The sequence below is a fragment of the Paenibacillus sp. PL91 genome (genome assembly GCF_012935325.2).
Taxonomy (GTDB): domain Bacteria; phylum Bacillota; class Bacilli; order Paenibacillales; family Paenibacillaceae; genus Pristimantibacillus.
In genome coordinates this window covers 39,747-52,053 of the sequence record NZ_JABBYG020000003.1, presented here as the reverse complement: position 1 = coordinate 52,053, position 12,307 = coordinate 39,747, and the positions used below count along the sequence as shown (strand labels likewise).

Sequence of the window (12,307 nt, the reverse complement as noted above, 5' to 3'; positions counted from 1 at the left end):
AATGTACCGATTGTTAATCGTAGATGACGAGCCTGTCATTGTGAATGGCCTAGTACAGCTTTTTCAGGGAAACAAAGACTTTGAGCTGGATATATGTAAAGCATATTCCTCCGGTGAAGCGCTTGAAATAGCAAAGAAAACGAAACTGGATATCTTGATCAGCGATATTCGTATGCCTCAGAAGAATGGCCTGCAATTAGTGGATGAAATGGTATACTATTGGCCCTCATGCCGGGTAATCTTTCTTACGGGGTATAGCGAATTTAATTATGTATACGAAGCGCTAAAAAAAAATGCAGAAAACTATATCTTGAAAACAGAAGGAATTGAGCCGATTTTCCAAGCGGTTAAAGAAGTTATCGGTAAACTGGAAGAAGAGAAGCGACTTAGGCTGCAGCAGGAAAAGGCGCAAAGGCATATTCAAATCGCGGAGCCTTATCTAAAAAAAGAACTGATGGAAGCCATGCTGAGCGGGGAGCCGCTTCCTACTCTATTGACCCAACCCATTTATGCAGATGTGGACTTTGGCATTGCTGCTGAGCGTCCCTCTTTCTTCCTTGTAGGGCAAGTGGATCGGCTGGAGGTTCATAATTTAAAGGTGCTGGAATCGGTACAACGGATTTTTGACAATCATTTGCCGGCTTCCATAGTCGGGGAGAAAGCGGTCTACAAGGGCAGCTCACTTGTGTGGCTTCTTCAAGCGGATGAGAAATTATTGGGACGCTTTAGAGGGGATCAACCGGATACGGATGTAAATGGGCATGGCATTGCTTCTTACATGAAAGGCATTTTGGAGCTTGTACAGAATGAATGCATTGAGGTGCTGGAAGCTTCGGTTTCATTCGGCATTTCTGGTGATCTGTTAGGGAAGTGGGATACGCTCCAACTCCAAGTGGAAGCCATTCGCGCAATGATTCAGAAAAGAGCGGCATTCGGTCAAAAAATGGTTATTGTTGATTACGAAAAATCAACCGGCTGTGAATCCGATATGAGCGGAGAGATGAAGCAGGAAGAATTTAAACAATTGCTAATTGAACAAATTCATCGATATGTTCATAACAATCTGTCCAATGATGTGTCTCTATCGGCTATTGCGGCAGAGGTGCATTTTAATCCATCCTATTTGTCTCGCTATTACAAGCAGATCACGGGACATAATTTATTAGAGTATATTCAATCTACGAAAATGACGGTTGCCATTGATCTGATGAGGAATACATCCTTGAAATTAAATGAAATTGCGAGTAAGGCGGGTTTTGATTCGGCTTCGTATTTTACGACTTTTTTCAGAAAAATGACCGGTCTTTCACCTCAGGAGTATCGAAATTCACAATAAGTAAAAAAAACAAAAGCGATGTAAAAAAAGTGAAATTGAAACCGCTTTCCCTCTCGAAATATAATAAACACAGGGATTAGGGCTACTAGCATTATCAAAAGGGGGAAAGTGTTCCATATGAAAAATGTCAGAACGATGAAAATGATCTTATTGTTATCGCTGTCTCTTTCAGCGATCACAGCATGCTCAACTCAAGGAAATGAGAAGGCAAATAATCAAACCTCAAAACCGTCAGCAGAGAACAACCAGACTGAAGTCAATCCGCCAGATCCATTCGGTAAATACCCTGAGCCGGTTACGGTTACAGAAGTACTTGGATTTAATCCACCTGAGGATTCAAGAACGCCAAAAGGAATTACACCCGAGCAGAATGCTTACTTCAAAGATCTCAAAGAGATGATGAACATCGAAGTGAAATATAAATGGACCGTGCCTTCCAGCCAATTTGAACAAAAGTTTTCACTCGCGATGGCATCGGGTGACCTGCCTGATATTTTAGAGCTGGACCCGAAAAACTTCGAGAAGCTGAAAAAACAAGATATGCTCGCTGATCTTTCAGAAGCTTATGAGCAATATGCATCGCCAACACTTAAGAAGTACATGGAATCTGATGGCGGTTTTGCAATGAAGACCTATAACTCAGATGGCAAACAACTAGCGATTCCAGCTTTTGAAGATCCATTCCTATCTACTCAATTGCTTTGGATTCGGAAGGATTGGCTCGATCATTTGAACTTACAGGCGCCTACAACAATCGATGAGCTGGAAAAGGTAGCAGAAGCGTTTGTGAAAAATGATCCGGATCAAAATAGCAAGAATGATACTTACGGTATTTCATTGCAGAAAACGCTGTTTTTCTGGGGATTTGATGTAAGAGGATTATTTAACGGATTCGGTGCCTATCCATCCATTGGTGATGCTCAGACAGCTTGGCTCAAAAATGGTGAAGATAAACTTATACCAGGTCTTATTCAGCCAGAGGTGAAGACGGCGCTTAGCAAGCTGCAGTCTTGGTACCAAAATGGCATTCTCAATAAAGAGTTTGCTCTGAAGGATGAGAACAAAGCGGTAGAAGATCTTACTTCGGGCAAGGTTGGTATTTCCTACGGAGAATGGTGGTACCCGAACTGGCCGCTTAATTTAAATATTGACAATGATCCGAAGGCTGAATGGATTGCCGTTCAAATTCCAGGGCTAGAAGGTCCGGCAAAATCACTTGTTCCGAAAATTCGCGCTGGCAAGGCTTTCGCTGTAAACAAAAAAGCGAAAAATCCAGAAGCAGCCATTAAAATGATCAATTTCTATATCGAGATGGGCAACAAACAATATTTGGAAAAAAACAAAGCAGAGAACGGTTATGTCTATAACTGGTTTAATCCGCGTATCTACAACCCTGCCCAGATTGAAACGATCTATACGGAAGTGAACAAGGCGCTCGATGCCAAACAGACTGAAATTACGCTGGACGACGAGAATTTCAAGAATGTAGCGGATGTCTTCAAAGCAGGAACCGACTATCTTGCAGGAAATACAAAAGATGCTTCCAAAGGCGTAAATTGGGGTCAATATTATAGCCGTGCAGCTAAAGATGGCGGCTGGGGAACGACTCGTAAGATTAAAGAAAGCGGAGCGTTTGTAAACAATGAATTCTATGGCCTTCCTACAAAAACACAAGTAGAGAAGGGCGCTCAGCTTGATAAGCTTATGCAAGAATCCTTTACAAAAATCATTATGGGCGCTTCTATTGATGAATTTGATAAGTTCGTTGCAAGCTGGAAGTCGCTAGGCGGCGATGATATTACAGAAGAAGTCAATGCATGGTATAGCGAGCAGTCGAAAAATTAAATCTTAATTAAAAAGCGGGAGAGACGAGTCGAGGAGTCGACAACTCCTCCCGCTTTACTATTAGTAGCTGGTTAGGAGGGTCATCCATGAGAACGCTGAAAAAAGAATATTTGCTGCATTTGATGTTATTGCCTGGTGTTATCGCTACATTGATCTATGCATACGGTCCTATGGCTGGGCTTGTCATGGCGTTTCAACAGTTTGAACCATTATCCGGTTTTTTTAAATCAGAATTCGTTGGCCTCGAAAATTTCCGTTACGTATTTGCTTTGCCGAATTTCAGTCAGGTAATTTGGAATACGATCATGATCGCGATCTCCAAAATGGTCCTGTTTCTGCTGGTTCCTCTCATTCTTGCGCTATTGCTAAATGAGGTAACAAGAAAATGGTTCTCAGGCTTCATTCAGTCCGCCATCTTCCTTCCGTTCTTTCTATCATGGACCGTGCTTGGAGGCGTCGTTATTGAACTATTCTCTCTAAGCGGACCTATTAATGGCTTGATAACCGGTATTGGATTTCAGCCGATTATGTTTATGCTCGACAATGACTGGTTCAGAGGTATTGTCATTGGATCAGATGTTTGGAAAGGCATGGGCTACAATATGATTGTTATGCTTGCAGCCATTGTAGGCATCAATGCAACGCTTTATGAAGCAGCAGAGGTTGATGGAGCAGGAAAATGGAAGCAAGTCATACATATTACGCTTCCAGGCATTGCCCCAATTCTTATTTTGCTTGGCGTATTAAGCTTAGGCGGAATTCTCAATGCTGGATTCGAACAAGTTCTAATTATGTATAATCCGACTGTTTATGAAGGTGCAGATATTATTGATACATTCGTTTATCGATTAGGGATGTTTAGTCAACAATTCGGTCCGGCAGCGGCAATCGGCCTCTTTAAATCGGTCATATCATTAGGGTTGGTATCCATTACCTACTATGCGGCTTACAAATTTAACAATTACAGAATATTCTAGGGCGGAGGTAATACGGTGATACACAAACAATCAATCAGCAGAAAGCTTTTTGTCGTATTCAATACGTTGTTGTTAACTTCTATTACGCTGCTCGGCATTATCCCGTTTATTCATTTACTCTCCATCTCCCTTAGCTCGAATACGGCAGCGATGGCAGGAGAAGTTAAACTCTGGCCTGTCGGTTTCTCCTTGGATGCTTATCAATACTTGGGAGAGAAGGTCGAGTTTTTCCGTTCATTGTGGATTTCCGTTCAGCGGGTCGTGCTTGGGACGGCTGTAAACATGCTGCTTGTATTTATTACAGCTTTTCCACTCGCTAAATCGAATAATCAGTTTAAATTCAGAACTCCCTACGTATGGTTCTTTGCAATTACGATGTTTTTCGGCGGAGGTTTAATTCCTACTTATATCATTGTAAAAAATACAGGCATCATTGATTCGATTTGGGCACTCGTTTTGCCTGGTGCATTGAATGTATGGAATATGGTGCTCATGTTGAATTTTTTCAGATCCATTCCAAGAGAACTGGATGAAGCAGCTACCATTGACGGTGCGGGACACTTACGGGTACTTTGGCAAATTTATTTGCCAGTATCGCTTCCTTCGATTGCAACCATTGGATTGTTCACGATTGTCGGGCATTGGAACTCTTGGTTTGACGGTATTCTCTACTTGAATTCACCAGAAAAGTACCCGCTTCAAACCTATCTGTCTACATTAATTATGTCGATTAATGCCCAAATGTCTTCGATGTCTATCGAGCAGCTCAAAGTGATGGATAACCTAAGCGAGAAGACATTGCGAAATGCGCAAATTTTTATGGGCGCTTTGCCTATTATGCTCGTATATCCGTTCTTGCAAAAGTATTTTGTTAAAGGGATGACAGTAGGAAGCGTCAAGGAATAGACAGACTTACGACAACGAGGAGAGATCATTCATGAAAAAAGTTACAGTTGCCATAATTGGAGCGGGATTACGGGGAGTCAACTATTTGGAGTATGCTCTTCAGCATCCTAATGAGCTGCAAGTTGTAGCCGTTGCCGAACCGGTTGTTGAACGCAGGGAGAGCTTCCAAGCTAGGCATGGCATTCCAGATAAGATGTGTTTTGAGAACTGGGATGATTTTTTCGCTTTGCCGAAACTCGCGGATGCCGTACTCATCTGCACGCAAGATAAACAGCATTTTGATCCGACAATGAAAGCGCTCGAGGCAGGCTATCATGTGCTGCTTGAGAAGCCGATGTCTCCCGATGCCAAAGAATGTTTGCTTATGGGAGAAAAGGCGTCTCAGTTAAACCGTGTGTTTTCGATTTGTCATGTGCTTCGGTATACTAATTTCTTTTCTACCATTAAAGGACTGCTAGATCATGAAACGATTGGAAATTTGATCTCTATCACGCATAATGAAAATGTAGGATTTTGGCATCAGGCACATAGCTTCGTGAGAGGAAATTGGAGCCGGAAGGAGGACTCCAGCCCAATGATTCTAGCGAAGTCTTGTCATGATCTGGACATTTTGCTCTGGTTAGCAGGGTCGGAATGTGTTCGTGTATCCTCCTTTGGATCACTCTCTCATTTTACATCCGATCAAGCGCCGGCAGGGGCTCCGCTACGCTGCTTGGACGGTTGTCCTGTGGCAGATGATTGTCTTTACTATGCGCCTAAGCACTATTTAACAGAGGATACGAATTGGCCAACATCGGCAATTAGTAATGATTTGAGCTATAGTGCGCGTTATAAGGCGCTAGAGGAAGGCCCTTACGGCAGATGCGTTTATCATTGTGACAATGATGTCGTTGACCATCAGGTTGTGAATTTGGAATTCGCTAACTCCGTCACTGCAGCATTTACGATGAGCGCATTTACTAGAGACGTCAGCCGTACAATCAAGCTTATGGGAACCAAAGGGGAAATCCGCGGTGCCATGGAGAAGAATGAAATTGAAGTGATTCATTTCGGCAGCGGCAAGGTTGAGCGAATCTCTTTTGAAGATATGGGAGGTCACGTTGGTCACGGCGGCGGTGATATGGGTTTACTCAAAGATTTCTTAAAACTGGTAAGAGAAGACGGCAAGAGCCAGGGTCTTACTTCGGCAAGTCAATCGATTCAAAGCCATTTAATGGCCTTCGCGGCGGAGCAATCAAGAACGGATGGTAACAGCGTCAATCTCAAGGATTTTGCAAAAAGCATCCTAATATAATGAGGTGAAAGATTAATGAACAATCCAATCCAATTGGAGACGAAGTTACTTAGCTCATTGACAAAAGTATTCGCAGATGAGACGCCAACCGAACAAGCCTTTACAAGCGCATCTGCGCTTTTCGGCGAAACCTATTCTTTCCAAGTCGCATACACCTCAGATACGCTCTTGAAAAATATAAATGCAAACATTGACTCATCCCTTGCGGACCGTATTTTGATTAGATCTGTTGGGCTGGTTCCTTCGGAGATGCCTTGTTTCAAAGACCCTGATGATAACGTTTTGCGTACGACACCGGGACTATATCCAGATCCGTTATATGAGCTGAATCAGCAATCAATTAGTGCGCTTCCCCAGCAATGGCGTTCCATTTGGGTGAGCGTTGAGCTTGATGAGTCTGTCTCTGAGGGTCCTCATTCCATTCAAATCTCCTTCCAATCAGCGGAAGGAGAGACTTTAGCTGTCTCCGATATATTTCAATTGACTGTCATCCCTGCCACATTACCTCCACAACAGTTAATTCACACGGAATGGCTTCATGTGGATTGTATTGCGACGCAGTATGGTGTAGAGGTCTTTAGTGAAGCGCATTGGACGCTTCTGGAACGCTATGTGGACTCGATGGTCAAGCATGGCATGAACATGATACTGACGCCACTATTTACGCCGCCGCTCGATACCCTCATTGGAGGAGAACGTCCAACGGTTCAACTAGTGCAAGTTGATGTCCAGGGAGATAGTTATAAATTCGGCTTTGATCAGCTTACGCGGTGGGTAACCATGTGCAGGAAGCTAGACGTGAAGTACTTTGAGTTTTCACACTTGTTTACGCAATGGGGAGCAAAGTGCGCTCCAAAGATTATAGGAACGGTTCATGGAGAAGAGAAAAAGCTATTTGGCTGGGAGACAGATGCATCCTCAGAAGCTTATCGCAGCTTCTTGGATCAATTTCTGCCTAGTCTTGATCGATATTTGAAAGAGAATGGACTGGATCAGCAAAGCTGGTTCCATATTTCGGATGAGCCTGATCTCAGTCAATTGAAATCGTATCAAGCTGCAAGCCAGATCGTGCGTAAGCATCTAGCTGATTACCCCATCATGGATGCGCTATCCGATTTGGCTATGTATGAGCGGGGTCTGGTGCAGAGGCCGATACCGGGGAACAATCATATCGAACCGTTCCTGGAGCATGGCGTTCCAGATTTATGGACCTATTATTGCTGTGCGCAGCATCAAGAAGTATCTAATCGGTTTTTTAACATGCCGTCTTCCAGAAACCGGGTTATTGGACTTCAGTTGTATAAGTTTGGATTGAAGGGCTTTCTGCATTGGGGCTTTAACTTCTGGTATTCGCAGTACTCCATCGATCAGAAGCTCGATCCCTATCGGTCAACGGACGCAAAGCTTGGATTTCCTTCGGGAGATTCCTACTTGGTTTATCCGGGCGAAGAGGGTCCGGTTGAATCTATTCGCTTGGAAGTTCTCTATGAGGCGATGCAAGACTTGCGCGCATTGGAGCTGCTTGAGCAGAAGATTGGCAAAGAACAGACGCTAAAGCTATTGGAAGAGGGTTTAACAGAGCCATTGACGTTCTCCGTCTATCCAAAAGGCAGTGGAGAATGGTTGTTAGCGACAAGAGAGAGAATCAACCAGGCATTAGCCAGTCATTATGCATAATGATTTAACTAATTAGTGAGGTGGAGAATAGATGACTACATTTAATTATTCAGGATCTTCATTTTATTATAATGATCAGCCCATACGCCTCCTTTCAGGAGCCATTCATTATTTTCGAACCGTACCCGAGCATTGGCAGGATCGACTTGCAAAATTAAAAGCTTGCGGGCTTAATACCGTTGAAACGTATGTTCCATGGAATCTCCACGAGCCGAAGAAAGGCCAATTTCATTTTGAAGGCATGGCAAATATCGTTCGTTTTATTGAGCTGGCTGGAGAGCTCGGGCTGCATGTGATTGTTCGGCCTGCGCCTTATATTTGTGCAGAATGGGAATTTGGCGGATTGCCGTCTTGGTTGCTGGCAGATTCGGATATGCGTCTCCGTTGCTACCATCAGCCGTTTTTAGATCATGTAGATGCTTATTATGATGTGCTGCTTCCGAAATTAAAACCACTCCTTTGCACCAATGGCGGACCGATAATCGCGATGCAGATCGAGAATGAATATGGAAGCTACAGCAATGACAAACGATATTTGAATCATCAAAAAGAAAGCATGATCGCTCGCGGAATGGACGTGCTGTTATTCACCTCTGATGGTCCTGAAGATGCGATGCTGCAAGGCGGTATGATTGACGGTGTTCTGGCTACGGTGAATTTCGGTTCTCGGGCAGCAGAAGCTTTCGAGAAGCTTAAAGAATATCAACCGGATGCGCCATTTATGTGTATGGAGTATTGGAACGGATGGTTTGATCATTGGCATGAGGAGCATCATACCCGTCCCGCCGAGGATGTTGCATACGTGTTGGATGAAATGCTTAGTCTAAACGCATCCGTTAATTTCTATATGTTCCATGGCGGTACAAACTTTGGCTTTTTCAACGGAGCAAACGGTCATACAGTTGATAGCTATGAGCCGACGGTTACAAGCTATGATTATGATGCCCTGTTGAATGAAGCCGGTGAACCGACAGCCAAATATTATGCCGTGCGCGACGTTATCTCCAAATACGTGGATCTAGGTGAATGTGAATTACCAGCTCCGATCGCTAAAAAAGCGTATGGACGGGTGGAAATGACCGAGCAGGCTTCATTAACGGCTAACCTAGACAACATTTCGACACCTATATATACGGCATACCCTGAAACAATGGAAAAACTGGGGCAGGATTACGGGTTTATTCATTATCAGACATTCATTAGTGGACCTCGTCCGAAGGAAGAGTTCTTCTTGCAGGACTTGCATGACCGTGCACAAGTATTTCTTAATGGAAAACTGGCGGGTATTGTGGATCGTACGGATACGAAAGCAAAATTAGAGTTTGAGGTACCCGCAGACGGGGTGCAAGTAACCGTGCTTGTAGAGAACTTAGGCCGTGTCAACTATGGGCCGTATATGAAGGATCGTAAAGGAATTACGGAAGGTGCGCGTTATGGCCGGCAGTTCTTGTCGGATTGGAAGACGTATACGTTACCGCTAACGGATTTATCGGGCCTGCAATTCGGGGGCATCTCGGAACAATTGGACCCGAGCTTCTTCAGAGGAACGTTAGTTGTGGATGAGCCATGTGATACATTCATCAGCTTGGAAGGGTGGACCAAAGGGGTCGTGTTTATTAATGGCTTCAATTTGGGACGTTATTGGAATATGGGACCGCAAAATAGATTATATGTGCCGGGGCCTTTATTGCAGCTTGGCGACAATGAGATTGTGATCTTTGAATTGCATGGAACTTCTGATCATGCTGTAACCTTTTGGGATCAACCTGATTTAGGCTCTTAAAATAAGAGGCTATGAATCGAAAAAAGGCTGATTATTGGCAAGCGCTGTGACTCCTTGCGGGAATAAGCTCGCGGCGAATTTCCGGAAGTTTGCTCGAACCGTGACTAGTTTTGGATAAAACAGCCTTCGACAGAAACTTTTTCCTCCGTGGCGTCGTTAAAGAGGGTACATTCGCTGGCCCGCATCCGTTTTCTTCTTTCGCGGTTCCGGCAGAAATCCCTTAGGAGGACTGCAATGATGAGGAAAATCGCTCTGGCATTGCTCGCGTTATCGTTGCTGCTTGGATTGGCCGTGCCGGCCGCGGGAGCGGCGACTCTCACGACGGAGGAGAAGTTCCAAGTGCTGAAGCGGCAAGGAATTATGACCGGTTTCGAGGACGGGTCATCCCGCCTGAACGAATCGATGTCCCGCGAACAGTTCGCTTCCGTGCTCTACAAGCTTCTCGAATTGCCTCGTTCCAGTTCCACGCCTGGCTTCGTGGACGTGCTGAAGACGCGCTGGTCGTTCACGGCGGTCCAAGCGGTGCGAAGCGCGGGCATCATGATCGGAAAAGGGGGTAACCGATTCGAGCCGACCGCCCCGGTGAAGGTCGAAGAGCTGGCCTCCGTGCTGATGAAGGTCTACAACGTCCCCGCCAACCCGAACGTCGGCTTCGTTGGCAAAGTATCGGCCTGGGCGAAGGTTGCGGTCGGAACCGCTCTTAACAAAGGTTGGATCGCCCCTCGGAACGACTACACGGCCTACGCCACGCGAGGCGTGCTCGTTGAGACTGTCTACGCGGTCTATACGGGCTGGGACAGTGCGCTTGACGTGAAGTCGGTCGAAGGACTGAACGTCCAGACGGTGCGGGTGAACCTGAAGGCGAAAATCGACTCGGCGGATATCGGACGATTCTCACTGCGGGACGATCTCGGCAACGTCGTGCCGATCATTCTCGCGACGGTCGGCGGAGACGGGATGTCGGTATCGCTCACAACGGGCTACCAGATCGAGAACCGCATGCATTACTTAACCATCGACGGCAAGGAGTGGCCGTACACTTCGGCGAGATCAGATATGACGAAGCCGACGATAACCTCGTTCGACCGGGTAAAGGCTCACGTCTATGTCCTGACGTTCTCCGAGCCGGTTGACCAAAAGACGGCTACGAATCCCGCTAACTACTCGTTCTCCGGCGGATTGAAGCTAACGACGCTGCAGCTCTCCTCGGACAAGAGACAGGTCACGTTCTCCACGTCGAATCAGTCGGACAACGTCCGGTACTGGCTGACCGTTAAGAACGTCAAGGATCTCGCCGGCAACGTCATGGACACGCGATCGGATTTGTCCATCGTCGGCAACGACGACGCGACAAAGCCGACGATCAGCGTTTCGGAATTTAAGGTGAATGCGGATGCATCATTGACCGTCAAATTCAGCGAGAAGGTGAATCGGGACATTGCCGTGCAGACCGGACGGTACAGCATCGGCGGCTTGGCTATCGAATCAGCGAGCCTTGACAACGAGGGGCGTACCGTCACGCTGCGGACATCCGCCCAACAAGACAAAACCGTCTACAGCCTTACTGTGTCGGGCATTCCCGACCTGGCTGGCAACGTGATGGATACGAAATCGGGCCTTCTGTTCGGGGGCATCTCCAATCCGACCCTGCCGGTGAAGCTTCAGAGCATAGCCGCGGTTAACGAGAACACCATCGAGATCACATTCGACCGAGATATCAAGGACGCTGACGTCGGTTCCTTAGTTGTATCGATCAAGGACAACGGCGCCAACGTCTCAATGTCCGGCTGGAGCAAATACGCCGTCCGCAAGCCGGGAACGAATAGGGTCGTTGCCGTCCAATTCCGCACGGGAACCGATCCGAACCCGGGCTTGTTCCATCCTGGCCACGTGTACACGGCCAAGGTAACGGGCGTGTCGTCACTCCTCTCGCAGGACGGCGCGAACGAAGCCGCGTTCGCGGGAACTATTGTCGCCAACGAGGCTTCTTACGCAAAACAGGTGATCGTTTTGAACCGGACGACGATTAAAGTCGTATTCAGCGAGCCGGTGAAAAACGTAAACGAGACGTACTTCGTGATGAAGGAAGAGGGAGGGGATGCCGTCCGTATCTCCCACGACGAATTGAACAACACGGGCGCGGTCGTCACTGAGGTTACACTGAAGCTGTCCAAGGACATGACGCCGGGCCAAGTGTACTATCTTACGTTCAAACCGGGCATTACCGATGCGGCAGGCTTCAACGGATGGAAGACGAAGAACGGCAACGAGGACATCAGCCTTCTTTTCACCGGCGTTTAGGAAACGCCTGAAGGAAACGCTTCAGGAGGAGCGTCCTCCGAGTGGCTGCAAGTAACGAGCATCAGCAAGATTGCTAAGCCGGTGTCGGATGAGACGCCGCCAAAAAGATCGACGCCTAAAGCGGAGTTGCAAGGATGAAACGGGTACCCATACCTTGGACACTTTGAAAAAAGTGTTTAGCGATGGGT

At 46.3% G+C, this 12,307-nt stretch carries 8 protein-coding genes; all 8 read left to right on the top strand.

Annotated features, from left to right (window positions below; all coding sequences use genetic code 11):
- Window position 1: 1 nt before the first annotated feature.
- The 8 genes from HI950_RS08960 (at window position 2) to HI950_RS08925 (ending at window position 12,119) form a co-directional block, all read left to right on the top strand.
- Window positions 2-1,336 carry a response regulator transcription factor gene (locus tag HI950_RS08960; RefSeq protein ID WP_169083956.1) on the top strand — a complete coding sequence of 445 codons (1,335 nt, stop codon included), beginning with the start codon at window positions 2-4 and terminating at the stop codon, window positions 1,334-1,336.
- A 117-nt stretch (window positions 1,337-1,453) separates the two neighbouring features.
- Window positions 1,454-3,181, top strand: a complete 1,728-nt coding sequence (locus HI950_RS08955; RefSeq protein WP_169083957.1) for an extracellular solute-binding protein — start codon at window positions 1,454-1,456, stop codon at window positions 3,179-3,181.
- A gap of 86 nt (window positions 3,182-3,267) precedes the next feature.
- On the top strand, window positions 3,268-4,158 hold the full coding sequence (locus HI950_RS08950; RefSeq protein WP_169083958.1) for an ABC transporter permease: 891 nt from the start codon (window positions 3,268-3,270) through the stop codon (window positions 4,156-4,158).
- Between the two features lie 18 nt (window positions 4,159-4,176).
- A complete protein-coding gene (locus HI950_RS08945) occupies window positions 4,177-5,064 on the top strand; it encodes a carbohydrate ABC transporter permease (protein ID WP_169084035.1) in 888 nt (295 codons plus the stop codon).
- Between the two features lie 31 nt (window positions 5,065-5,095).
- Window positions 5,096-6,358 (top strand): Gfo/Idh/MocA family protein, encoded by a 1,263-nt coding sequence (locus HI950_RS08940; protein ID WP_169083959.1) that lies wholly within the window; start codon window positions 5,096-5,098, stop codon window positions 6,356-6,358.
- Between the two features lie 15 nt (window positions 6,359-6,373).
- Window positions 6,374-8,035 carry a DUF4091 domain-containing protein gene (locus HI950_RS08935; RefSeq protein ID WP_169083960.1) on the top strand — a complete coding sequence of 554 codons (1,662 nt, stop codon included), beginning with the start codon at window positions 6,374-6,376 and terminating at the stop codon, window positions 8,033-8,035.
- 31 nt (window positions 8,036-8,066) lie between these two features.
- Window positions 8,067-9,818, top strand: coding sequence for a glycoside hydrolase family 35 protein (locus HI950_RS08930; RefSeq protein WP_169083961.1), 1,752 nt, complete (start codon window positions 8,067-8,069; stop codon window positions 9,816-9,818).
- A gap of 234 nt (window positions 9,819-10,052) precedes the next feature.
- Window positions 10,053-12,119: an Ig-like domain-containing protein gene (locus tag HI950_RS08925; protein WP_169083962.1), complete on the top strand. Its 2,067-nt coding sequence runs from the start codon at window positions 10,053-10,055 to the stop codon at window positions 12,117-12,119.
- Window positions 12,120-12,307: the final 188 nt, after the last annotated feature.

Excerpts from the sequence above, each read along its gene's own strand:
- HI950_RS08960 (WP_169083956.1), top strand. The coding sequence starts at position 2 with ATGTACCGATTGTTAATCGTAGATGACGAGCCTGTCATTGTGAATGGC.
- HI950_RS08940 (WP_169083959.1), top strand. The coding sequence starts at position 5,096 with ATGAAAAAAGTTACAGTTGCCATAATTGGAGCGGGATTACGGGGAGTC.
- HI950_RS08930 (WP_169083961.1), top strand. The coding sequence starts at position 8,067 with ATGACTACATTTAATTATTCAGGATCTTCATTTTATTATAATGATCAG.
- HI950_RS08925 (WP_169083962.1), top strand. The coding sequence starts at position 10,053 with ATGATGAGGAAAATCGCTCTGGCATTGCTCGCGTTATCGTTGCTGCTT.
- HI950_RS08935 (WP_169083960.1), top strand. The coding sequence starts at position 6,374 with ATGAACAATCCAATCCAATTGGAGACGAAGTTACTTAGCTCATTGACA.
- HI950_RS08955 (WP_169083957.1), top strand. The coding sequence starts at position 1,454 with ATGAAAAATGTCAGAACGATGAAAATGATCTTATTGTTATCGCTGTCT.
- HI950_RS08950 (WP_169083958.1), top strand. The coding sequence starts at position 3,268 with ATGAGAACGCTGAAAAAAGAATATTTGCTGCATTTGATGTTATTGCCT.